Below are 23,194 nucleotides of genomic sequence, written 5' to 3'. Positions count from 1 at the left end.
TTTATTTATTCTTCTAAAATGACCAAAAACGGCAATACTGTGTTTATATACAGTGTTGCTGTATGTGGCATTATAAGAGGCTTCCATATTGTCATTCTGATATATTCCGAAGAAATAATAATTTTTCAAAATAAGTGAATTGTCTCATGTTTGTTAGGTAAATATTCTTGAGGATGCAATACATCTGTAAAAATATCATTTACTTAATAAAGGAACATAATATTATGGCAACGATAAGCCAACCCCAGCGTTTTATTAACGCACTCAATAAATTAGAGGTGTCAAGTAAGGTATCAAAAAAACCGCTCAATGAACTGAATAAGTTAGTCGGTAATATTGCAAAGATCACTAATAGTACTGATAGCTCCGAATTTAATAGACTGATGAGTGGCGGGACGGAGGTGTTTGAATCCCGCATAGATAAACTTATCGAAAAACTTAAATCACAGAACTCAGGCATGTATCAAGAGAAGAGTACAAAATTAAATTTTGTCAAAACAACGCTTTTAGCATCAATAGGTGCAAAAGAGAAATGCACATTAGAAACAAAAAAATCGAATTTAATAGAAAAATATAATAATACAAAGAATGAACTTAACGGAATTAAAAATGACATTATCAAGACTGAAGAAAAAATAAATAAGAAGAAATTAGAAATTGAATTTCTTAAAACACCTGATGTTGTTTCTTTACTGGCTGAGGATCATCAAGGGCTAGTTACTGAAAAAATAGCAACGGCAATTGAAAACTATAATAAAGGCATTAAGCAACTTGATACGGCTATTGAAAATAACAAAAATAAATCACTAACTAAAAGAAACGAGCTGGTTAAAAAAATTCCAGATATAGGAGATTCATTAGATAAGGCGATAAAGGGAGAAATTTTTAAGGTAGAGAATAGTGGTTTTTTCGGGGAGATAAAGACTACATGGAAAAGCTATCTAACCAGTGATTCCTTTGCGATGAAAAAATTTGGTTTCGAGTTAAAGGACGGACACAAAGAGTTTTCAGGAAAAACCAAGGTTCCAAATCTCGAGGGTCGCAATTTTACGGAAAACGTACAACAATATTTTGTAGCATTAGATAAAATCCAAGAATTACAAAACAAAAAGAATGAACTCAGTACAGAACATGAAAATAAAATCCAGAATTATAGTAAAGAATTGAATGTTTCAGTGCAAAATTACGTACAGGAAAAAATGAATTCATGTACAACTAGCTTAAATAAATTGCAAACTGAGTTAGATAAGCAGAATAACACAAAAGATATGTATCAAAATCAGCTTGCTGGATTAGAAACAAGCATTACAGGTAATTAAGAGCAACAAAAGGGGCTACAACAGTATTCTCGTTAGTCATTAATTGGGTAGGACCTAAATATAAATAGGGTATAGATGGCAACAAATAACCTTGTTGCCATCTATAGACTGATGAAAATTATAACGCCTTGTCTTCGGCTAATTGCAGGGCGAAGTAACTAAAAATTAAGTCAGCTCCTGCACGTTTAATAGAACCTAACGTTTCGAGTGCCACGCGAGTTTCATCAATTGCTCCCGCTTGAGCTGCAAATTTAATTTGAGCGTATTCCCCACTCACTTGGTAAGCCCCAATCGGTAATTGGGTTTGTTCACGCAAGTCACGGATGATATCTAAATACGCTCCTGCAGGCTTAATCATTAATGCATCAGCACCTTCACGCTCATCAATTAATGACTCATGTAACGCTTCACGGCGATTCATTGGGTTCATTTGGTAGGTTTTTCTATCACCTTTTAAGCAAGAACCTGCGGCGTCACGAAAAGGGCCATATAATGCGGAAGCAAACTTTGTTGAGTAAGACATAATTGCTGTATCCGTAAAGCCGGCGGCATCAAGAGCTTGACGAATAGCAGCTACCTGACCATCCATTGCTGCGGATGGAGCTATAAAATCAGCACCAGCCCGTGCAGCTGCAACAGCTTGTAACCCTAAGTTATGGATAGTTGCATCATTATCAACAATATGGCCATGCATCACACCACAGTGACCATGTGAGGTATATTCACAGAAACAGGTGTCTGACATAACAATCATCTCAGGTACCGTTTCTTTACAAATTCGGGACATTCGCGCAACAAGGCCATTTTCTTGCCATGCATCGCTACCATTATCATCAAGGTGATGAGAAACACCAAAAGTCATCACAGATTTAATACCTGCATTGGCAATCCGCTCAATTTCATAAGCAAGACGTTTTTCAGGAATACGCATCACGCCGGGCATACTGGCAATCGGCATATAATCATCAAGTTCTTCTTCAACGAAAATAGGTAGACATAAGTCATTAATAGTTAACTGAGTTTCTTGGAATAAAGTGCGGAGCTTTTCTGTTTTACGCAGTCTTCTCATGCGTTGAATGGTTGGCAGGTTGTTCACAATATCTCCTTGTTGTTTGAAAAACAAACTTAAATGATTAAGCGTATTTATCAAGGTAATAATATTGCTAACAGTATAAACCTTATAGAAAGAAAGTGAATATAGCAGTTAATAAATGCAACCATCAGGGTTGTTATATTTGGTTAAAATTTAAAAAGGTATTATAAGGAAGAGCATGACGCTCTTCCTGTGAGGGGGCTATTGGTGCTTAAACAACATATGACCCATTTTTTGTGCTTTTACATCCAAGTAATGCTCATTACTAGGGTTGCGCCCAACAATAAGTGGTACACGTTCAATAACGTTAATACCCGCGTCACGCATCTTTTCGATTTTTTGTGGGTTGTTGGTCAATAAACGGACTTCGTTAATACCGAGTAATTTATACATATCAGAACATAAGGTAAAATCACGTTCGTCAGCTTTAAAGCCTAATTTGATATTTGCCTCAACGGTATCAAGACCTTGATCTTGTAAAGCATAAGCACGGATTTTATTTAGTAAGCCAATATTTCGTCCTTCTTGACGATGGTAAAGTAATACCCCTCGGCCTTCTTTACTAATCTGAGAAAGCGCGGCTTCTAATTGAAAACCACAATCGCAGCGTAGACTAAATAGCGCATCTCCTGTTAAACATTCGGAATGGATCCGGCTAAGTACCGGCTCATTTCCAGAGATATCGCCAAAAATTAACGCTACATGATCACGACCAGTTGCTATTTCTTCAAAACCTACCATTAAGAATTCACCGAAAGGTGTGGGTAGCTTTGCCTCGGCAACACGTTTTAGCTGCATATTTTCATTCATTAGTTAAAGTAACTCTTGCTTAATTAATAACGTTTATCGATATAAAGTACAGTGAGTATAATGTATCGACGATATATGACGTTTAGCATATAGAGGTTGGTTTTCTTTGCACACTACCAATGGTGTATTACTATAACAGAGTTAATAATGGGTGAATGTAATATTTATTGATTTAGTTAGATTTATATTTATGGAATGCATTAAATGAGAAAAACTATTTTGGTCGTTTGTGCTTTTGCGCTGTTGTTGATTATTCCACCCATGTTAATGATTATGGCGGGCTGGCATTGGTCACCAGAAAACCAATCAGGCGTCGGTAAATGGTTACTATGGTTAACTAATTCTGCTGGCGCTCCATACAGCATTTTGACTTCTTTATTATTTATCGGGGCTGTCATTTTCGCGTTTCGTACAGAGAAAACGCATCTGCTAAAAGTTTTACTGGTTGTTATTAGTGTGATCTTACTTCAACAAGGGGTAAAAACCCTGCTAAAAAATTCGTTTAAAGAGCCACGGCCTTATGTGGCCTGGTTAGCAACTGAACATCATATTCCAACAGCCGAATTTTATGATTTAAAAAGATCTGAGCGGGCAGCATTAGTTAAAAATACTGTTAAGCAGGATAACACTGTTGCTAAATGGCAACGTAAGCATTGGCAAGCTGAAACAGGGTATTCATTTCCATCAGGGCACATGTTATTTGCTGCTGGTTGGGCTTTATTGCTGATTGCTCTTTTTTGGCAGCAACGTCTGTATATATTAGCGATAGGCCTCGCTGTTTGGGCGGAAGGTATCGCATTTAGTCGTATGCTATTAGGAATGCACTGGCCAATTGACATTATTGCTTCAGTAGTCATCAGCGCTAGCTTTGCAATATTAGGGTACGGGGTATTGCAATTTCGTTGGTTTAGAAGCAAAGCAGACTAATCTTTCAGCAAGCAGTGATAGATAGGGTATTTTTAGGTTGAATTAAGCGTTGTATAAAATAAATTACTTTGTCTGAATGCGCTGGAAATGCTACCTTATCAGGTAGATATTATTGAATGAATAAGAACTGATAACGGGAAAAAATGTGAAATACTTTCTGATTTTATTACTAGCTGTCGCATTTTTTATTATTTCGATTACGCTAGGTTCAAGCAATGATCAGGTTATTACATTTAACTACCTGATTGCAAAAGGGGATTTCTCATTATCGACCCTGCTTGCATCACTTTTTGGTGTCGGTTTTGTGCTAGGCTGGTTGGTGTGTGCGGTATTCTATCTGCGCATGGTAGTTAGTCTAAAAAATGCACGTCGTAAAATTAGACGTTTAGAATCACAATTAGGTGCTGGAGAAAGTAATATTTCTGACTCAACCTCATTAGTGACGGCTCAGAACAAGGAATAATCCTGTATGTTCGAGTTGCTGTTTCTGCTGCTACCAGTCGCTGCTGCTTATGGTTGGTACATGGGGCGCAGAAGTGCTCAACAAGATAAGCAACAACATGCGAATCGCTTGTCACGTGATTATGTGACAGGCGTGAACTTTCTATTATCTAATCAACAAGATAAAGCTGTCGATTTATTCCTCGATATGCTAAAAAATGAAGATAGCTCCGCTTTTGAAGCCCACCTTACTCTCGGTAATTTATTTCGTTCACGCGGGGAAGTTGAACGCGCCATTCGTATTCACCAATCGCTGGTGGAAAGTGCGGCGTTATCTTTTGAACAGCGTCTTTTGGCAACTCAGCAACTTGGTCGTGATTATATGGCGGCGGGGGTTTATGACCGTGCTGAAAGCATGTTCCAACAACTCACTGATGAGGTGGATTTCAAACTCAGTGCATTACAATCGCTTTTAAATATTTATCAATTAACGAGTGATTGGACAAATGCCATTGAGGCCGCCGGTAAATTGGTAAAGTTAGGTCATAATGAATTACGTGAACAGATTGCACATTTTTACTGTGAGTTAGCGACTCAACAATTAGCCAGTGATGACCTTGACGATGCCCTTACATTATTAAATAAAGCAGAACAAGCGGATAAAAACTGTGCTCGTGTCTCAATAATGAAAGGGCGGTTATTTATTGAGCAAGGTAATTATGATAAAGCAATTAATGTGCTAAAACAGGTCTATGAACAAGATAGAGAACTTGTTGCAGATACTCTTCCTTTACTTTATGACTGTTATCAACATACAGGGCAATCTAATGAATGGGAGAATTACCTTCGTCAATGTGTTGCGGGTAATTCAGGTGCAATTGCCGAACTCTATCTTGCAGATATTATCGTTGAACAACAAAATCATGAAGCTGCGGCGAGTTACATTAATGACCAAATTCAACGTCACCCAACCATGCGCTTATTCTATCGCTTAATGGACTACCATTTACAAGAAGCTGAAGAAGGTCGAGCAAAAGAAAGCTTGATCTTATTACGTAAAATGGTCGGGGAACAAATTCGCACAAAACCGGATTATCGCTGCCATAAATGCGGTTTCACTTCGCACTCATTATATTGGCATTGCCCATCTTGTCGCTCTTGGGACACAATAAAACCAATTCGCGGGTTAGATGGGCAGTGACAGCGTCACTTTTTTCAAATAAATATGACTTTTTAAAGGCTAAGAAATGATTTCCTCAACTGAGAACCAGACATATTCGCCAATCATTGTGGCACTTGATTATGAAGATGCTAACGCAGCTTTGGCGTTTGTTGAGCGCTTAGATCCTCGTGATTGCCGCTTAAAAGTAGGCAAAGAAATGTTCACTTTTAATGGTCCTCAATTTGTTAAATCGCTCCATGAGCGTGGTTTTGATGTTTTTTTAGATTTAAAATTCCATGATATTCCGAATACCGTTGCTCGTGCTGTAGCGGCTGCTGCAGAAATGGGGGTATGGATGGTAAATGTTCATGCTGGTGGCGGTGCTCGAATGATGGAAGCTGCCCGCCAAGCACTTGAGGTCTATGGGAAAGAGGCACCGTTGTTGACGGCTGTGACCGTGTTAACCAGTATGGATGAGTCTGACTTAGTGGGTGTGGGTATTAACGTACCTCCTGCTATACATGCAGAACGATTGGCTTTGCTCACTAAAGAATGTGGTCTTGATGGTGTGGTTTGTTCCGCCCATGAAGCACAACGACTGAAAACATTATGCGGCTCTGACTTTAAATTAGTCACCCCAGGCATCCGTCCTGCTGGGAGTGAGGTTGGTGATCAGCGTCGTATTATGACGCCACAAGATGCAATAAAAGCAGGGGTAGATTATATGGTTATTGGCCGGCCTATAACGCGTAGTGAAAACCCCGCATTGACCTTACAGCAAATCAATCAATCTATTAAAGGTTTAGTATGAGTGAACACAACAGCCGATTGGTCTACAGTACAGATGTAGGGCGTATAGCAGAAGAAAAACCACAAATCGAAAGGCCCAAAGGTGATGGAGTGGTAAGGATACGCCGTGAGACTTCTGGACGTAAAGGGAAAGGGGTTTGTGTGATCACTGGAACTGATCTTGACGATACTGAACTAAATAAACTGGCTGCAGAACTTAAAAAAAAATGCGGCTGTGGTGGTGCAGTAAAAGAGGGTAATATCGAAATTCAAGGTGATAAGCGCGATGTGATAAAACAACACCTCGAAGCCAAAGGTTTTCAAGTTAAATTAGCGGGTGGCTAAAGCCATAAAATAGCGCTCGTAAAGAGCGCTATTTAAAAACTAAGGAGCGTGAATGAAAGTGCGGGCAAAGTGTAGTCAGTAGTGCCTTATTTGCCAACCTGATGACCGATAATCCCACCAATAGCAGCACCACCTACGGTACCTAATGAACTTCCTCCCGTTAGGACAGCACCACCAACAGCACCTACACCTGCACCAATTGCTGTGTTTTTATCACGCTTAGACATGTTGGAACACGCACTGACACTAATAGCGACAGTGGCGATCACCATGAATGATAAAATACGTTTGCTGACTATTTTCATTTTTATAACCCTTAGTGCGTATTAGACAAATCATAAAATACCATGATACGTACAATTACGAATAAGAATAATCAGGAAAATGTTTTGCAAGGACAGCGAAATTTAACGTTTAATGCGAACTTTAACCAAATGACGGATTGTTAGACAAAGAAAAGACCATAAGCATTAACTTATGGTCTTTAAATATTAGCACAAGAATAGTTATTCTGCTGGGCGTGCAACAATATTACGTGTTTCCATACGAACTTCTGCGATAGTAACGTTAATAATATCGTTCAATTGATAGGCTTGTTCACCTTTAATGAGTACAGCCCCGGTTTCTTGGCTACATTGGATTTCATCACGTACACTATGAATAAACGGTGCAGGAACAAATGCGACTGCGCCATTATCCACTAACCGAACTCGTATACCGCCACGGGTGATATCAATGATTTCTGCTGGGAACTTTGTGTCAGTCCCTGCAAATGGTTTTAAGTATCGAGAATATAACCAGTCCCCAACATCACGTTCCGCCATGCGGTTGGCACGACGGCGTTCGGCTAGTTTTATTGATAGTTCCTCTGAGGGTTTATCAGGTGAAGGTTTGCCTGCAATGATGGACTTTAATAGCCGATGGTTAACAATATCGGTATATTTCCGGATTGGGGAAGTCCATGTGGCATATGCATCAAAACCTAAACCAAAGTGTGGACCGGGGTCCGCTTTAACCTCTGCAAAGGTTTGGTAACGACGGATGCGGCTATCAAGGAATTGGGTTGGTTGTGCATCTAACTGACGACGTAGTTGGCGGAAACCTTCTAGGGATAGCAAAGACTCAGCAGTTGTTTCAATACCATGGTCTTTGAGTGTTTGGACAACCTGTTCAATTTGCAGAGGTTCAAACCCCATATGCACGTTGAATACGCCAAAACCTAATTTTTCTTTTAATACAGCAGCTGCGCAGAGGTTAGCGGTGATCATTGCTTCTTCAACAATACGATTTGAGCTGCGACGACGTTCAGAAACGATATCTACTACATTTCCTTTATCATCTAGCACGAAACGATAATCTGGGCGGTCTTTAAAGACTAAAGCATTATTTTCACGCCATTGTAACCGTTTATCAGCCATTTCTTTGAGTAGTTCGATTTGCTGTTTATCTGTATCATTTGCTGGTTGCCAAGTACCTACATTTTCAAGCCAATCAGAGACTTCCTCATAAACCAGTTTTGTTTTTGATTCAACCCAAGCACTGAAAAACTCAATATTATTATCGATACTACCATCTGATTTAATTAACGTTGTACAAACTAAAGCAGGGCGACGTAAATTTGGGCGTAAGGAGCACAGGTCATCAGATAATTTACGCGGCAGCATCGGGATATTGAAACCGGGCAAATAGTTGGTATAAGAGCGCGCTAATGCCAGTTTATCAAGTTCACTCCCTTCGTGGATATAGCTTGTAGGGTCGGCAATGGCGATGAAAAGTTTTAAATCGCCATCTGCTGTTTTTTCAACATACAGGGCGTCATCCATATCCTCAGTGCTTGCGCTATCAATAGTAACGAAATGCAAATGGGTTAAGTCAGTCCGTTCAATGCCTTGATCGTCACGTTCACTATCAACCATTTGCGGTTCGTCACGGTCTAATTGGTGACGCCGTAACGTTACCCACCAAGGTGCAAAATGGTCATCACCCTCAGTAATGTATTCGGTAATTTCTGCATAAAAGCCTTTATCACCTTTTAAAGGGTGACGGCGCATGTGGGCAACAACCCAATCATCTTGCTTAAATTCGTGGGTAAGGCCGTTAATGGGACGGCAGGAAATCATATCTTTGAGTGAAGGATGGTCGGGAATGACAAATAAGCGATTATCATTTTCTTTTTTCTGAATTTTCCCAACAAACCTATCTAAAAAAGGCTCAACAAGCTCTTCCGGTTCAGCAAATTCACGGTCTTTATCTGTATGAACACTGGCAATTACACGGTCACCGTGCATTACTTTTTTCATTTGTGGAGGTGGAATAAAGTAACTTTTTTGGCCATCAACTTCGAGAAAGCCAAAACCTTTTTCTGTGCTTTTTACCAGCCCTTCAACGCGTGGGGTCTGGGCATGTAACGTCTGTTTAAGTTGCGCGAGTAGTGGGTTGTTTTGAAACATACTTACCGTTTAATTGAGGTTGAGTTTGGCTCTATTGTTACGTAAGACAAAGTCTTAGAGCAAGGAAAAAATGCGTTACAAACAAGATTAGTCGCTAACAGACTGTTTTTCCTATAACCAAATAGAGCCATAACTAAGTTAATCTTCAGGGTATATTTTTTCTTTAAATTCACATAAATCTTCAATAATACAGGAGCCGCAACGAGGTTTGCGTGCAATACAGGTATAACGGCCATGTAAAATAAACCAATGATGGCAATCGACTTTAAACTCTGCAGGAACAACCTTGAGTAGTTTCTCTTCGACTTCAACGACATTTTTCCCCGGTGCAAAATTAGTGCGATTACATACCCGAAAAATATGAGTATCAACCGCAATAGTTGGCCAACCGAACGCGGTGTTAAGCACAACATTTGCTGTTTTACGGCCTACGCCGGGCAAGGCTTCGAGTGCATCTCTATCTTCGGGTACTTGGCTGTGGTGCTTTTCGACTAAAATCTTACAGGTTTTATATACGCTTTCTGCTTTGGTATTAAATAACCCGATAGTTTTAATATATTCTTTAATACCATCGACGCCGAGAGCCATTATGGCTTCGGGGGTATTCGCGACGGGGTATAGTTTTGCCGTTGCTTTATTGACGCTCACATCAGTCGCTTGAGCGGAAAGCAATACAGCTATCAGTAACTCAAACGGGGAGTTAAATTGTAACTCTGTCGTAGGATGTGGGTTGTTATCGCGTAGACGAGTTAGTATTTCAATACGTTTTGATTTATTCATTGCTCACAATAATATCATTATTAAGAAATATGGCTGCCACAACCTTGTTGTTTTTCATACTCACGAGTGGGTTGTTGGCCCAATTGTAAAGCAGCTCTTTTTTTCATTTTTTCATCAATTAGGTATTTTGCCGCTAATAGCAAGGCTAGGCCAATAAAGGCGCCCGGAGGTAGCATAGCGAGTAAAAAAGGAGAATCAAGGTGTAATACCTCAATACGAAGAGATGTTGCCCAAGAACCTAATAAAAGGTCAGCACCATCAAATAAAGTTCCATTGCCTAAAATTTCACGAATAGAGCCAAGCACAAATAAGGTCGCTGTTGCTCCTAATCCCATGGCGAACCCATCTAACGCTGATAATGGAACAGGGTTACGCGATGCATATGCCTCTGCACGGCCAATGACAATACAGTTAGTGACGATCAGCGGGATAAAAATACCAAGAGACTCATATAGCCCAAATGCATACGCATTAATTAACATTTGTACTGCACTCACCACCGAAGCAATAATCATGACATAGATTGGAATACGGATCTCTGATGGTACCCAACGTCGCAGCGCAGACACCGCAATATTAGTGCAAACTAAAACTAATGTAGTCGCTAAACCGAGGCCTAGGGCATTTGTTGCTGTTGATGAAACAGCAAGGAGAGGGCAAAGCCCTAATAATTGGACCAAAGCTGAGTTATTTTTCCATAACCCTTGCAGTAACAGGTCTTTAGTTTCACTCATTATTCTTCTCCACAGCTCGGATAATTCGACAGTTGTTGCGGAACATGTTGCATAAAAACGGCGGTGCGTTTAGTGGCGTTGACCACCGCACGAGGGGTTATGGTTGCCCCTGTAAATTGGTCAAACTCGCCGCCATCTTTTTTAACTGCCCATTTGGGGTCATTATCTGAATTAATCTTTTTACCACTAAAATAGGTGATCCAATCTGAAATGCGTGTCTCAATTTTATCACCTAGACCAGGCGTTTCATGGTGTTCAGTGACTCGAACACCAAGGACTGTCCCGTTGAAATCGGTACCTACTAATAGATGAATTGCACCTGAATAACCATCTAAAGCCGTTGTTTCTAAAGCAGCAGCAACAGGTTCACCATTTTTACGGGCAATATAGAGGTGCTTTGGTTGCGTATTGCCCAGTATGGCTTCATTTTTGACTAAATAACATTCTTTGGTTAAATCATTATCATATAAATTGCTAGGTATAACTTGGTCGAGTAACTTTTTCTGCATAATAGCAGCTTGTTTAGCAATGGTATCTTTAGTTAACGTATAGACAACTGCACTCAGAGCGGTAGTTCCTGCTGCAAAGATAGCTAAGATGACACCATGGCGTCGCATTGTATTTAACATCGGTGGCCCTTATTTATGTCCATGACCGTACGCACGTGGCTGCGTATAGTAATCAATTAACGGTACGGTTATATTCGCCAATAACACTGCAAATGCGACAGCATCTGGATAGCCGCCAAATACACGGATCACCCAAACCAAGAAACCAATTATTACACCAAAAATAATTCGACCTTTAGGGGTTGTTGAGGCAGTCACTGGGTCTGTCGCAATGAAAAATGCGCCTAACATCGTGGCACCTGAAAGTAATTGAACCAGTGGTGGTGCAAAGCGGCTGTCATCAATTAAATAGCTAACTACGGATAAAATTGCCAATGTCCCTAAGAACGAAAGCGGTATGTGCCAGCTAATTATCCGGCGGTTGATCATAATTAAACCACCAATCAGGTAAGCAACGTTGACCCATTGCCAACCAATCCCTGCTAGTGACCCTTGTAAAATAGGTTGCTGTAGTACTTCGGTGACTGAATGGGTCAGCAAACCGGTTTTAAAACTGTCCAGAGGGGTTGCTTGGCTCATTCCGTCAACTCCTGTTCGAAGCTGTTCAAGAGAGATACCCGTTAAGGTATGACCATTAAAAATGACGGACAAACTATCTAAGGGGGAGATAGAAAGGTTCTGTAACTCATGTGGTGGAAGCCAATTTGTCATGTGGACAGGGAAAGAGATTAATAACACCACATAACCCACCATCGCTGGGTTAAAAGGGTTCTGACCTAAACCACCGTAACATTGTTTAGCAATAGTAATCGCAAAGAAAGTCCCTAAGACGATAAGCCACCAAGGGGCTAAGGGGGGAAGACTAACCCCTAATAATAAGGCAGTGACAATCGCTGAATTATCTTTCAATACAGGAACAATGGGCTTTTCACGTAGCCTAATAGAAACAGCTTCCGTTAATACGGCTGTTAACATGGCTAACAATATTTGGAACAGAGTACCAACCCCAAAAAAATAAATTTGAACTGCGATACCGGGTATTGCAGCTAAAAGTACCCAAAGCATGACTAAACTCGTGCTTTGTTTGTTATGAGTAAATGGTGCACTCGCAATTTTTAAACGGCGATTTTTTGCGTCAATAGGCCTAAATTTCATCTGGTTATCACTTACTCTGTCGTCATTTGTTCATTTTGTTTTTGAGCCTGCTTCGCTTTTACTCGAGCTATAGCAGCAGCAACCGCAATTTTCCGCGGGTCAGTTTCTTCTTCAATAGGTTGTTTTGCGGCTGGAGTTAACTCTTCTTGGGCAACTTGCTCTGCTTGAGCCGCTTTTTTCGCCTTAGCACGGGCAATAGCAGCCGCTACCGCTGCTTTGCGTGGGTCGACATTTGTATCGGGAGTCGTTTCTGCCACCGGTTCAGCCGCAGTAGGTTGCTGAGCCGCTTTTTTCGCCTTAGCACGGGCAATAGCAGCCGCTACCGCTGCTTTGCGTGGGTCGACATCTGTATCGGGAGTTGTTTCTGCCACCGGTTCAGCCGCAGTAGGTTGCTGAGCCGCTTTCTTCGCCTTAGCACGGGCAATGGCAGCCGCTACCGCTGCTTTGCGTGGGTCGACATCTGTATCGGGAGTTGTGTCTGCCACCGGTTCAGTCGCAGTAGGTTGCTGAGCCGCTTTTTTCGCCTTAGCACGGGCAATAGCAGCCGCTACCGCTGCTTTGCGTGGGTCAACATCTGTATCGGGAGTTGTTTCTGCCACCGGTTCAGCGGCAGTAGGTTGCTGAGCCGCTTTCTTCGCCTTAGCGCGGGCAATGGCAGCCGCTACCGCTGCTTTGCGTGGGTCATCGTGAGTGTCTGGATTGTTCTGCTCAACTTGAGCCGCTGCTAATTTCTCAGCTTGTTTAGCTCGAGCTTGTGCTTTACGTGCTTCACGGGCTGCAATGACAGCACTATTATCTGGTAATTCGCCTGAAATGATTTTAACCGGATCAGAGGCGGTACTTTGTTTTGCTTTGACCCGAGCTAAAGCCGCATTAACAGCGTCTTTACCTGCGCTATCAACTTGTACGGCGGCTTTCTTATGCCGCTCTTCACGTGCTTTCTTATCTCGTTCCATCCGTAATTGCTTAGCTTCAAAACGAAGTTTTGCTTCTGCGGCTCGGCGTTCCTCTTGGGCAATTTCACGAATTTCTGCTTTTTCTTGGCGGTAATATTGAACTAGCGGAATATTACTAGGACAAACATAGGCGCATGCTCCACACTCAATACAGTCGAACAGATTGTGCTTTTGTGCTTTTTCATGTTCTTCGCCTTTGCTAAACCAATAAAGCTGTTGGGGTAACAAAGCAGCTGGGCATGCTTCTACACACAGCCCACAGCGGATACAAGCTTCTTCGGGAGATTCAGCCCCCATTTCTTCAGATGTTGGAACCAACAGGCAATTACAAATTTTAACAACAGGTACATTTAGGTCCGGTAGGGTAAAGCCCATTAATGGCCCGCCCATGATTACCATTTGTTCCGGCTCGGGATTAAAACCTGCTTGTTGTAATAGGTGTTTAACAGGAGTGCCTAAACGAGTCCAAAAATTCCCCGGTTTGCTAATAGCATCACCAGTAACGGTCACTACACGTTCAATCAATGGTTGCCCATCAATAACCGCGCGTTTTATCGCCACTACGGTGCCTACATTTTGCATTAATACGCCAATTTGTGATGAACGGGCACCAGAAGGGACTTCCTTACCGGTTAATATTTTTGTGAGCTGCTTAGCACCACCTGATGGGTATTTGGTTGGTATAACCCGTATGAATATCTGTTGATCTTGTTTGCTCAGCGCGTGTTTTAAAGCGCGGATCGCTTCTGGTTTATTATCTTCAATCCCAATTAAGACTTGGTCTGGGTTTAATAAGTGCTGTAATACTCGGCAACCTTCGATAACTTCCTGAGCATGTTCTTGCATTAACCTATCATCTGCAGTGATATACGGTTCACACTCGGCAGCATTAATAATTAAGGTTTTAATTGCTTCTTTTCCACCTGCTAATTTTGAGGCAGTAGGGAAGCCAGCACCACCAAGACCCGCAATACCCGCTTGCTCTATTTTTTGCAGTAATTCAGCTTGAGACAATTGTGTGTAATCTGCTTCAGGACTCAATGTGCACCAGGTATCATTGCCATCCGATTGAATACGAACACATAGCTCTTTCAAACCTGATGGGTGCGCTGTTACCATCGGTTCAATGGCTGTTATTACGCCAGATGTAGAGGCATGAACAGGTACTGTACGACCCAATCCTTTAGTGAGGGGCTGGCCTTTTAGGACATATTCACCCACTTGCACAATTAATTCACCTTCAGGGCCTAGATGCTGCTGTAATGGTATAATTAACTCATTAGGCACTGAAGCAATACGCATGGGAGTTTGACTTGATTGCAATTTCATTTCAGGCGGATGAATACCGCCGTTAAAATCCCAAATATTCTCTTTTTTTAACCAACTAAACAGCTTAAGCATGAGTATTACCTCTCGCTTGCGTTAATGGCTGTTCATTGGGTTCAACATTAATATTTTTAACGGGAATGGCGTTTAAATCCCATTTCCAGTTAGCGGTAGTCGTTTTCACAGGAACAAGTTCAATACAATCAGTAGGGCACGGGGCAACACACAGGTCACAGCCCGTACATAAATCTTCAATCACAGTGTGCATAGCGCGGGTCGCGCCAACAATAGCATCAACAGGGCAAGCTTGAATGCACTTGGTACAACCAATACAGTTTTGTTCATCAATGATAGCCACTTTACGCACAGGGTTTTGCGCCGCTTCGTCACCATCAATAGGTTGTGGATCAACATTTAGTAGCTCAGCAATTTTTAACATAACTTGCTCACCACCAGGTGCACATTTGTTGATCATTTCCCCATTGTTAGCCACGGCTTCTGCATAGGGGCGGCAACCTGGGTAGCTACATTGACCACACTGGCTTTGGGGTAAAATCGCTTCGACTTGTTCAACGATAGGGTCGGCTTCAACTTTAAAACGCAAAGAGGCATAGCCCAAAATAAGGCCAAATATAAGACCAAAAACGGCTAATATACCGATAGCAATCCAGACTGACATCATTAGAATTTCACCAAACCACTAAAGCCCATAAATGCGAGTGACATCAAGCCGGCAGTAATTAAGCCAATTGATGAGCCACGAAACGGGGCAGGGACATTGGCAACAGCTAGCCGCTCTCTGATTGCGGCAAATAACACCATTACTAATGAGAACCCAACAGCTGCACCAAAGCCGTAGACGGCAGATTGCATAAAAGTATGGGACATGTTGATATTTAGTAATGCAACGCCAAGAACCGCGCAGTTAGTCGTAATTAGTGGTAAGAAAATACCTAATAAGCGATAAAGCGTAGGGCTAGTTTTTCTGACAACCATTTCAGTAAATTGAACTACTACAGCTATCGCCAAAATAAAGCTTAGCGTGCGTAAATAGATAAGATCGAGTGGAACAAGTATCAGGGTGTCAATCAACCATGAGCTTATCGAAGCTAATGTTAGAACAAAGGTTGTTGCTAACCCCATTCCTATAGCGGGTTCAAGCTTAGTTGACACCCCCATAAAGGGGCATAAACCAAGAAATTTTACAAGGACGAAGTTGTTAACCAACACCGTTCCAATAAAGAGTAGTAGATAATCAGTCATGCTATTGCCTGAAATGAAAAAAGAACAAAAACTGACCTAAGCCAGCTAAACTATCATTATGATATCAAGCAATTTATCTGGCGCTTATCGATCTTGTGTGAAAGTCATTTTTACACGCTGTGAACGTTTTAAGTAAGGGACGAAGAAACCGGCTCCAAGTAATGGCCAGGCAAGCACTTGTAAGGCGGTATTATCATCAATAGGTGAAAATGCAAATGTTTTTATACCTAATAACAATAAGATAAGTAACCAAATAATAAAACGACGTGGAAAATGTTTTGAATGAGCAAACATCAGTTGCAGTACATGAATACTAAATAATGTCATGGCAATTGCGATAGCAAATGATAGATACCATGCCAAGGGAATATAGCTTGCCCAATTATCAACTGTGCTCACAATTTCATAAAATTTAATGCAATACATGACTGTCATACTGCATACGGCTAAAAACGTTAGCAACAGATACATAGCTGGCAGCAGTAACCAGCCAGTGATACGGTTAGCATTATAAATTGAAGACATAAGTAAACATCCATTTTTGCAAAATAGCGGTAGAAGATCCTAGGGTATTTTATAATCCTATCATAGATATATTTGCCATTTAATTCATTCTGATGGTACTTTTTATATCTTTCTGAGTTTGTTTTTGTATGAGGTCAATATGTCTAAACCGATTAAAGTAGGGGTCATAGGTTATGGCTATGCAAGTAAAACCTTTCATGCGCCTTTCTTAGGTTTTCTAAAAGAGTATGATTTAACTGCAATTTCAACGAGTGACCCTAATAAAGTTAAGGCGGATTGGCCAAATGTCAATGTTGTTGCATCTCCAGAAGCTATTTTTGCTGATAATGACATTGAATTAGTGGTGATCCCAACGCCAAATGAAACTCACTTTCCTTTAGCTAAAGCGGCATTATCCGCGGGCAAACATGTGGTTGTTGATAAACCATTTACTCTAGACGTTGCACAAGCAGAACAACTTAAACAACAAGCAGAACAGTCAGGGAAATTGCTTTCTATCTATCATAATCGTCGGTGGGACTCTGGCTTTCTAACTGTCAAAAAAATACTTCAAGATGGTTGTCTTGGTGATATTAAATATTATGAGTCACACTTTGATCGCTACCGGCCAATGGTAAGGCAAAGATGGCGTGAAGCGAATATTCCGGGCTCAGGTATTTGGTATGATTTAGGACCGCACTTATTAGACCAAATACTGCAATATTTTGGTAAGCCGATGGGGATCACCGCTGATCTTGCTATGATCCGCCCGAATGCGGAAGCGGTAGACTACTTTCATGTCATATTACAATATGCAACTAAAAAGGTGGTTTTACATGCGACCACGTTAGCAGCCGCACCTATGCCAATTTATGTTATTCATGGTATGAATGGTAGCTATGTAAAGTATGGTTTAGACCCGCAAGAAGATTGTCTAAAAAGTGGAATGAAACCAGAAGGTGAAAAGTGGGGCGTAGATGACAACACTGGAATCGTGACCCTGTCACAAGGTGAGGCGCTTATCACACAACCTTGGCCTAACGAAAAAGGTAATTATGGTGGGTATTACCAAGCTATTTATGATGCGATACGCCATAATAAACCCAATCCGGTCACACCAAGTGAAGCCATTGATATCATGAAGCTTATCGAAGCAGGAATACGTTCAGCAACAGAAAAGCGTACTATTGAATCAATTTTTTGAGTCCACGACCTATCATAAAGCCAGTCTATGTAACTGGCTTTTATTATGGAAAACAGAATGAACCTGCTAGCTAAACTAAGAATAGACCCATTTTTACTTATCATGATAGGCGTTGTAATTATTGCTAGCCTTTTTCCTTGTGAAGGGGAAATAAAAACGGGCTTTCAATATCTAACAACTGCCGCAATCGCATTGTTGTTCTTTATGCATGGTGCAAAGTTATCAAGGGAATCAATAGTGGCAGGTATAGGCCATTGGCGTCTGCACCTGTTAGTTTTTGCGAGCACGTTTATTTTATTTCCTATTGTAGGATTAGGGCTCGCTGTCATCGTTCCTGAATGGATGTCACCCACTGTCTATATGGGGTTTTTGTACCTTTGTGCATTACCTGCAACGGTACAGTCCGCGATTGCCTTTACTTCAGTTGCAGGTGGTAATATAGCGGCGGCGATTTGTAGCGCTTCAGCATCCAGTATTCTTGGCGTATTCCTTTCTCCTATTTTAGTCGGTGCTTTAATGGATGCAGATGGTAGCCAGGCGGTCGATACGCTTAATGCAATTGGCTCAATATTATTACAGTTAATGTTACCATTTGTAGTAGGGCACTTAGCGCGACCTTTAATTGTTAATTGGATTAATCGCCACCGTAAATTAGTCAATATAACTGACCGTTCCTCTATACTATTAGTTGTTTATGTTGCATTTAGTGAAGCTGTCGTTGAGGGAATATGGCAGAAAATCGACGCATTTTCTTTACTGATGATAGTGGTTGTCACTTGTGTCATTTTATTTATTGTCATAGTGGTTAACACATTAGCCGCACGCTTGCTTGGTTTTAGTAAAGAAGATGAGATTACTATTGTATTTTGCGGGTCTAAAAAAAGTTTAGCTAATGGGGTTCCAATGGCTAATGTATTGTTTCCTGCGGCAACGGTAGGGGTGATCTTACTTCCTTTAATGATTTTCCACCAAATTCAGCTGATGGTTAGTGCTGTATTGGCTCAGCGTTACGCTAAACGGTTATTAACTAAATAATATATTATTGACTTGAGGATATGGCACCACCTCAAGTCAATGCTGTTTACTTTCATTCTATTTTAGTTACAACATGCTGTGGGTGTTTTTTTATAAAGATCATACATTAACTCTGTGCTAATTAATGGCTTACTAGGGAAAAAGGGCGGGTCAAAATGCAGTGAGTGGAATGGATGAGGGCACCCAGTGTGATGCCCTTTAGTTTTTATCGTTTAGCTGCTTTTTCTAACAGTGCATTTTTCTCATTTGTGGATAAAAATGCGATAGCAAGGCCATTACGTTGAGCTTGCTCGATTTCAGCAGCGGTCAAGCCTGCTTGTGGTGCTGCGACTTCATATTCATAACGTAACTCAATTCCTTGCACTGCTGGGTCATCAGTATTTATTGATGCTAATACCCCATGCTGTAAAAAGGCCTTTAACGGGTGTTTAGCTAATGATGAGACAGTGCTAGTTTGGATATTGGAGGTTAAGCAACTTTCCATACCGATTTGGTGCTTCACTAAATAATCAATTAGAGCGGGGTCTTCAATTGCTTTTACACCATGGCCAATTCGTTGCGCACCTAATACATTAATTGCATGCCAAATACTCTCTGCTCCCGCAGCCTCACCTGCATGAACGGTAATATTTAAACCTGCATCTCTGGCTTTTATGAAGTGAGACTCAAATAATTCCCCTGGAAAACCAAGTTCATCTCCAGCGAGGTCTAAAGCACACAAATGATGGCGATGAGCTAAAAGCCCTTGTAATTCAGTAGAGCAAGCATGCTGCCCAAACGTGCGACTTAAAATTCCGATCAAATTAATTTTGATTTCAAATTGTTTGCAACTTGCTTGTACACCATCAATAATCGCTTCCACGACACCTTCGACAGGTAAGTGGTGCTTCATCGCCATGTAGTAAGGTGAAAAACGAAGCTCTGCATAATCAATCCCCGCATTAAACGCATCTTCTACATTTTCAAATGCAACACGGCGGCAGGCATCTAAATCAGCGAGTACTGAAACTCCCCAATCTAATTTTGACAAAAAACCGACTAAATCAGCTTCCTGTCCTATAATTTGTACATGAGGGCGTAATGCCTCAAGTTCTGTTGCGGGTAATTGAATATGGTGCTGTTCAGCTAGTGAAAGAATAGTTTCCGGTCGGATATTACCATCAAGGTGACGGTGTAAGTCGGTTAAAGGGAGACGGGTATTTATCACGGGATGATCCTTTATCTGTTTTCTTTCCTTATTTTGGCCGTTATTTAGCTAAAAGCAATTGTAAATCACGTAAAATGTGAAACATGATAAAAAATTACATTTAATTTGTGATGTGCGTCACCGAAATGTTGGTGATAAAAAAAACGCCAGTCATAATTGACTAGCGTTTTTTCTATTAGCTTGAGTTTGATTAGTTAGCAGGTGTTTCAGCTTGTGGTGCTAACTCAGGCTCATTACCAATTTCTGGTGCGATTTCCGCACCTGGAGCTGGTTGAGCGTCATATTCTAACTCGTCTTCAGGTCCAGACATGATTTTCATCTTAGTCAAGAACTCAGCTAAGGTGTACTTATCATTGTTGAATGTCAGGTCGTTACCAGCGAATTTGATCGTCATTGTTAAATCATTTTCGCTATCAATCATCCAAGGTGATTTTTTCTGTTTAGCTTTTTCAGCGCGTTCTTCATCGGTCATAAACATTTCTTCAAACGGGGAAGAGAACATATCCGAAGTCAACATTTGCTGTACACCTGCAAATTCAGATGTCACCATACCTTTCATTTCTTTTTTAGTTTCAGCATCAACTGGAACGCCTTGGTCTAAAATCATGGCTTGTGTCATGGATTCAATTACCATTGGCTTATTCAGCTTCAGGTTAAAATCAAAAGAAGAAATCAATTGTTTGAATGCTTCATCAACTTTATTAGACATTGCCAACGCGGTGATTTCGTCTTGGTTCCATTTATTGAAAGTGACATTTAAGTCAACAGAGCTTTGGCCAGCTTCATTTTTCCAATATAGCGGGCTAACTGTGAATACAGGTTTGCTTTTCATTAGCTCAGGCAATGTGGTTGACATCATTTCCATGGCTAAACGTTCAGTAGCTTCTGATGGGTCACCAGTTGCTAAACCTTCTGCTAAGGCTTTGTTGTATTGTTCTACAAATTTACCTAATGCTTTAGCATCTAGTTTTTCAATTGCAACAGTGACTTGGCCTGAACCTAAATTTTGTTCTAATGCTTTAATGTCACCAATACTGTAAGAAATGTTGCCTTTAACATCTTCACCGTTGATAGAAGTATCACTGGCGATTTTAAAATCTTTAAATGAGAATTTTGTTTCTGGGATATTGAAGTCTGTATCTGCAATCACAAATTCTTGTGTTCCTGTGTAGAAACCATATTGTGATTTTTTGACATTAGAAACTAATTTTAACCCTTTAACGGTCATTGTTTCTGATTTATCTGCTTTACCCATCACAAAGTTATCAGTGATTATTGATGCATCGACAGACTCTAAGTCTGCTGTAGTTGAAACATCAAATTTAGAGCCGCTAAACGATAGCGAAATATCATCTTTGCTATATTCAACTGGGATAAGCTCTAAGTTAGTATCGATACTTTTGCTATAACCAATGACAGCAGAACCATTAACAAACGGCTTTCCTTTGGTTGCTTCAAAAAGCTCTTTAGTTGTTGCATTATTTGCTAATTCTATTTGAGTAGCAGCCAGTTTTGGCAACAAATTAAACTTAGCAACTTGTGATAATGGGAATGGGCCATGATCAATATTTGTCTTAAATATGATAGAATCATCAGGTGTTACTGAATCAGCTGAAGTAATTACGATGTCAGCTTTAGAAGAGAAAACGCCTTTTTCATAGTTTTCTACTTTGAAATTCAAACCTGCTTCAGGCACATTTACAGCAAAAAAATCGTTGGTTTTGAGGATCACTCTGTCAAGTTCATCTTTTACTTTTGAACCTGTATACCACGATGCACCCGTCCATACAGCGCCCAGAGCTACAATAACACCAACCGCGACTAATGACTTTTTCATTATAAACATCCATCCTTTCAGTACGTTATAAACGTACTTATAAAATTATATAAGTTTTAAATAACCGTTTTTTAACAAAATAAACGGTTAAATACAGAATATGACACTACTTATTAAAAACTCGGGCAAGCTTACCATTGCCGTTAATGGTAATACTTTTCTCATAAGCAGGTAGAAAAACAGACTCACCAGAATCTATGCATATTTCTTCATTACCTGAACGGAAAACTAACTGACCTTCAATACAAAATAAAATTGAGGCTGTATCGTTAGATAGAGTAACCTCCGAGTTGTTTATAGAATATATATTAAATGAAAAATCTTCTACTGGAATATTATATTTCCAGATATTTCCAGATTTTTCGGGGATACTTAATAAATCCTTTGCTGACGTAGGGTTAAAGTCAATATTCGCAATCAGTTCAGGGACATCTATGTGTTTATTTGTTAACCCTGCACGCAGAACATTATCTGAATTAGCCATGACCTCTAACCCAACCCCTTCTAAATAAGCATGCGGTGTTCTTGCATATAAAAACATCGCTTCACCGGGTTGCAGTTCAACAACATTAAGAAGAAGTGGGGTAAATAAACCATTATCTTCAGGGTATAAACTTGCCATTTGCTTTATTGAGTTCCACGGTTCACCTTGGCGACTATTTAAAGCCGCTTTTAGTACTCCAAGTGCGAGCTCTTTTTGTTCACCTGTTAAATTAAGAATTTGTGCAAATAGGCGTGATAGCTTTTCTTCTGTTGGGTCTTGAACAAATAGTTGGATGTCCGGATGAGCCGCTGAAACAAAATCAAGCAATTGTGCTATTTCATTCAATGGACGAAATGCATTCATTGCTTTAAAAGGTGTTAAGGCATAAATTAATTCTGGTTTATGGTTATCATCTTTATAGTTGCGAATAGGTGAGTCTACTGGAATACCCGCTGCATTCTCTTTAGCAAACCCGACCTCAGCATAGGTTTTGTTGGGATGTACTTGTACTGACAGCGGTTGAGCAGCGCACAGTACCTTAAACAAGTACGGTAATCGATGATAAGTTTGTGCGATATGCGAACCCAAATAATATTCAGGGGCGCTCTCAATCAAGGTGTTAAGGGGGACAGTTTGATTTTTTTGCGCATCGAGAACTTCTGAGCTCGCTTTGGGGTGAGCCCCCATCCAAAGCTCAGCCATTGGTAGGTGGTTAGGGTTAGGGAGCCCATATAGCTTAGTTAGGGCCGTTTTACTACCCCAATCATAATTTTGGACTTTGTTTATCATTTTAAGCATAGCAAA

23 protein-coding genes are annotated in these 23,194 nt (G+C 40.6%); 8 read left to right on the top strand and 15 right to left on the bottom strand.

Annotated elements, in window-relative coordinates; genetic code table 11:
- The first annotated feature begins 224 nt into the window (after positions 1-224).
- A complete protein-coding gene (locus ACHB7C_RS03760; RefSeq protein ID WP_198860649.1) occupies positions 225-1,319 on the top strand; it encodes a hypothetical protein in 1,095 nt (364 codons plus the stop codon).
- Positions 1,320-1,437: 118 nt separating this feature from the next.
- Here ACHB7C_RS03760 and hemB read toward each other — a convergent pair whose 3' ends face one another.
- Positions 1,438-2,415 (bottom strand): porphobilinogen synthase, encoded by a 978-nt coding sequence (gene hemB, locus ACHB7C_RS03755; protein ID WP_129465948.1) that lies wholly within the window; start codon positions 2,413-2,415, stop codon positions 1,438-1,440.
- Between the two features lie 198 nt (positions 2,416-2,613).
- On the bottom strand, positions 2,614-3,210 hold the full coding sequence (gene ribA / locus ACHB7C_RS03750) for a GTP cyclohydrolase II (RefSeq protein WP_042844326.1): 597 nt from the start codon (positions 3,208-3,210) through the stop codon (positions 2,614-2,616).
- A gap of 216 nt (positions 3,211-3,426) precedes the next feature.
- Here ribA and ACHB7C_RS03745 point away from each other — a divergent pair, with 216 nt between their 5' ends.
- From ACHB7C_RS03745 to yciH, 5 genes are all read left to right on the top strand, one after another.
- Positions 3,427-4,149 carry a phosphatase PAP2 family protein gene (locus ACHB7C_RS03745; protein ID WP_131680779.1) on the top strand — a complete coding sequence of 241 codons (723 nt, stop codon included), beginning with the start codon at positions 3,427-3,429 and terminating at the stop codon, positions 4,147-4,149.
- Between the two features lie 145 nt (positions 4,150-4,294).
- A complete protein-coding gene (locus ACHB7C_RS03740; RefSeq protein WP_042843684.1) occupies positions 4,295-4,612 on the top strand; it encodes a LapA family protein in 318 nt (105 codons plus the stop codon).
- A 6-nt stretch (positions 4,613-4,618) separates the two neighbouring features.
- On the top strand, positions 4,619-5,791 hold the full coding sequence (lapB, locus tag ACHB7C_RS03735; protein ID WP_042843685.1) for a lipopolysaccharide assembly protein LapB: 1,173 nt from the start codon (positions 4,619-4,621) through the stop codon (positions 5,789-5,791).
- A 46-nt stretch (positions 5,792-5,837) separates the two neighbouring features.
- On the top strand, positions 5,838-6,563 hold the full coding sequence (gene pyrF, locus ACHB7C_RS03730; protein WP_166685037.1) for an orotidine-5'-phosphate decarboxylase: 726 nt from the start codon (positions 5,838-5,840) through the stop codon (positions 6,561-6,563).
- Positions 6,560-6,886: a stress response translation initiation inhibitor YciH gene (yciH, locus tag ACHB7C_RS03725; protein WP_042843687.1), complete on the top strand. Its 327-nt coding sequence runs from the start codon at positions 6,560-6,562 to the stop codon at positions 6,884-6,886. The genes pyrF and yciH overlap by 4 nt, the downstream gene beginning before the upstream one ends.
- A gap of 86 nt (positions 6,887-6,972) precedes the next feature.
- Here the strand turns inward: yciH and osmB are convergent, their stop codons facing one another.
- From osmB to ACHB7C_RS03675, 10 genes are all read right to left on the bottom strand, one after another.
- A complete protein-coding gene (gene osmB / locus ACHB7C_RS03720; RefSeq protein WP_042843689.1) occupies positions 6,973-7,191 on the bottom strand; it encodes an osmotically-inducible lipoprotein OsmB in 219 nt (72 codons plus the stop codon).
- A gap of 201 nt (positions 7,192-7,392) precedes the next feature.
- Complete coding sequence (locus ACHB7C_RS03715) at positions 7,393-9,336, bottom strand: exoribonuclease II (RefSeq protein WP_071548123.1); 1,944 nt, start codon at positions 9,334-9,336, stop codon at positions 7,393-7,395.
- A gap of 138 nt (positions 9,337-9,474) precedes the next feature.
- Complete coding sequence (nth, locus tag ACHB7C_RS03710; RefSeq protein ID WP_042843692.1) at positions 9,475-10,116, bottom strand: endonuclease III; 642 nt, start codon at positions 10,114-10,116, stop codon at positions 9,475-9,477.
- A gap of 20 nt (positions 10,117-10,136) precedes the next feature.
- Positions 10,137-10,850, bottom strand: a complete 714-nt coding sequence (locus ACHB7C_RS03705; protein WP_048607238.1) for an electron transport complex subunit E — start codon at positions 10,848-10,850, stop codon at positions 10,137-10,139.
- A complete protein-coding gene (gene rsxG / locus ACHB7C_RS03700; RefSeq protein WP_210831442.1) occupies positions 10,850-11,479 on the bottom strand; it encodes an electron transport complex subunit RsxG in 630 nt (209 codons plus the stop codon). Before rsxG ends, ACHB7C_RS03705 begins: the two co-directional genes overlap by 1 nt.
- Positions 11,480-11,488: 9 nt before the next feature.
- A complete protein-coding gene (gene rsxD / locus ACHB7C_RS03695) occupies positions 11,489-12,574 on the bottom strand; it encodes an electron transport complex subunit RsxD (RefSeq protein WP_042843695.1) in 1,086 nt (361 codons plus the stop codon).
- 11 nt (positions 12,575-12,585) lie between these two features.
- Entirely contained in the window at positions 12,586-14,931 is a 2,346-nt protein-coding gene (gene rsxC / locus ACHB7C_RS03690) for an electron transport complex subunit RsxC (RefSeq protein ID WP_395346425.1), read from the bottom strand.
- Entirely contained in the window at positions 14,924-15,538 is a 615-nt protein-coding gene (gene rsxB / locus ACHB7C_RS03685; protein ID WP_071548120.1) for an electron transport complex subunit RsxB, read from the bottom strand. Before rsxB ends, rsxC begins: the two co-directional genes overlap by 8 nt.
- Positions 15,538-16,119 (bottom strand): electron transport complex subunit RsxA, encoded by a 582-nt coding sequence (gene rsxA / locus ACHB7C_RS03680; RefSeq protein WP_042843698.1) that lies wholly within the window; start codon positions 16,117-16,119, stop codon positions 15,538-15,540. Before rsxA ends, rsxB begins: the two co-directional genes overlap by 1 nt.
- A gap of 84 nt (positions 16,120-16,203) precedes the next feature.
- Complete coding sequence (locus ACHB7C_RS03675; RefSeq protein ID WP_166685991.1) at positions 16,204-16,644, bottom strand: DUF2569 family protein; 441 nt, start codon at positions 16,642-16,644, stop codon at positions 16,204-16,206.
- Positions 16,645-16,783: 139 nt separating this feature from the next.
- On the opposite strand from ACHB7C_RS03675, the gene ACHB7C_RS03670 reads away from it, so the two are divergent.
- Positions 16,784-17,827: an oxidoreductase gene (locus ACHB7C_RS03670; RefSeq protein ID WP_198860647.1), complete on the top strand. Its 1,044-nt coding sequence runs from the start codon at positions 16,784-16,786 to the stop codon at positions 17,825-17,827.
- A 57-nt stretch (positions 17,828-17,884) separates the two neighbouring features.
- On the top strand, positions 17,885-18,862 hold the full coding sequence (locus ACHB7C_RS03665; protein WP_042843702.1) for a bile acid:sodium symporter family protein: 978 nt from the start codon (positions 17,885-17,887) through the stop codon (positions 18,860-18,862).
- Between the two features lie 205 nt (positions 18,863-19,067).
- Here the strand turns inward: ACHB7C_RS03665 and add are convergent, their stop codons facing one another.
- The 3 genes from add to manA all read right to left on the bottom strand — a co-directional run bounded on the left by add (position 19,068) and on the right by manA (position 23,188).
- The gene (gene add / locus ACHB7C_RS03660; RefSeq protein WP_166685989.1) at positions 19,068-20,069 is read right to left on the bottom strand and encodes an adenosine deaminase; all 1,002 of its coding nucleotides are present in this window, start codon (positions 20,067-20,069) and stop codon (positions 19,068-19,070) included.
- 190 nt (positions 20,070-20,259) lie between these two features.
- Positions 20,260-21,906 carry a YdgA family protein gene (locus ACHB7C_RS03655; protein ID WP_042843704.1) on the bottom strand — a complete coding sequence of 549 codons (1,647 nt, stop codon included), beginning with the start codon at positions 21,904-21,906 and terminating at the stop codon, positions 20,260-20,262.
- 106 nt (positions 21,907-22,012) lie between these two features.
- On the bottom strand, positions 22,013-23,188 hold the full coding sequence (manA, locus tag ACHB7C_RS03650) for a mannose-6-phosphate isomerase (protein ID WP_042843705.1): 1,176 nt from the start codon (positions 23,186-23,188) through the stop codon (positions 22,013-22,015).
- Positions 23,189-23,194: the final 6 nt, after the last annotated feature.

The organism is Providencia sp. 2024EL-00732 (assembly GCF_044006275.1).
GTDB lineage: Bacteria > Pseudomonadota > Gammaproteobacteria > Enterobacterales > Enterobacteriaceae > Providencia > Providencia huashanensis.
This window is presented reverse-complemented; position numbering and strand designations above follow the sequence as displayed.

Coding starts and splice junctions, on each gene's coding strand:
- ACHB7C_RS03760 (WP_198860649.1), top strand. CDS start 225: ATGGCAACGATAAGCCAACCCCAGCGTTTTATTAACGCACTCAATAAA.
- ribA (WP_042844326.1), bottom strand. CDS start 3,210: ATGCAGCTAAAACGTGTTGCCGAGGCAAAGCTACCCACACCTTTCGGT.
- ACHB7C_RS03745 (WP_131680779.1), top strand. CDS start 3,427: ATGAGAAAAACTATTTTGGTCGTTTGTGCTTTTGCGCTGTTGTTGATT.
- lapB (WP_042843685.1), top strand. CDS start 4,619: ATGTTCGAGTTGCTGTTTCTGCTGCTACCAGTCGCTGCTGCTTATGGT.
- pyrF (WP_166685037.1), top strand. CDS start 5,838: ATGATTTCCTCAACTGAGAACCAGACATATTCGCCAATCATTGTGGCA.
- yciH (WP_042843687.1), top strand. CDS start 6,560: ATGAGTGAACACAACAGCCGATTGGTCTACAGTACAGATGTAGGGCGT.
- osmB (WP_042843689.1), bottom strand. CDS start 7,191: ATGAAAATAGTCAGCAAACGTATTTTATCATTCATGGTGATCGCCACT.
- ACHB7C_RS03715 (WP_071548123.1), bottom strand. CDS start 9,336: ATGTTTCAAAACAACCCACTACTCGCGCAACTTAAACAGACGTTACAT.
- nth (WP_042843692.1), bottom strand. CDS start 10,116: ATGAATAAATCAAAACGTATTGAAATACTAACTCGTCTACGCGATAAC.
- ACHB7C_RS03705 (WP_048607238.1), bottom strand. CDS start 10,850: ATGAGTGAAACTAAAGACCTGTTACTGCAAGGGTTATGGAAAAATAAC.
- rsxG (WP_210831442.1), bottom strand. CDS start 11,479: ATGTTAAATACAATGCGACGCCATGGTGTCATCTTAGCTATCTTTGCA.
- rsxD (WP_042843695.1), bottom strand. CDS start 12,574: ATGAAATTTAGGCCTATTGACGCAAAAAATCGCCGTTTAAAAATTGCG.
- rsxC (WP_395346425.1), bottom strand. CDS start 14,931: ATGCTTAAGCTGTTTAGTTGGTTAAAAAAAGAGAATATTTGGGATTTT.
- rsxB (WP_071548120.1), bottom strand. CDS start 15,538: ATGATGTCAGTCTGGATTGCTATCGGTATATTAGCCGTTTTTGGTCTT.
- rsxA (WP_042843698.1), bottom strand. CDS start 16,119: ATGACTGATTATCTACTACTCTTTATTGGAACGGTGTTGGTTAACAAC.
- ACHB7C_RS03675 (WP_166685991.1), bottom strand. CDS start 16,644: ATGTCTTCAATTTATAATGCTAACCGTATCACTGGCTGGTTACTGCTG.
- ACHB7C_RS03670 (WP_198860647.1), top strand. CDS start 16,784: ATGTCTAAACCGATTAAAGTAGGGGTCATAGGTTATGGCTATGCAAGT.
- ACHB7C_RS03665 (WP_042843702.1), top strand. CDS start 17,885: ATGAACCTGCTAGCTAAACTAAGAATAGACCCATTTTTACTTATCATG.
- ACHB7C_RS03655 (WP_042843704.1), bottom strand. CDS start 21,906: ATGAAAAAGTCATTAGTCGCGGTTGGTGTTATTGTAGCTCTGGGCGCT.
- manA (WP_042843705.1), bottom strand. CDS start 23,188: ATGCTTAAAATGATAAACAAAGTCCAAAATTATGATTGGGGTAGTAAA.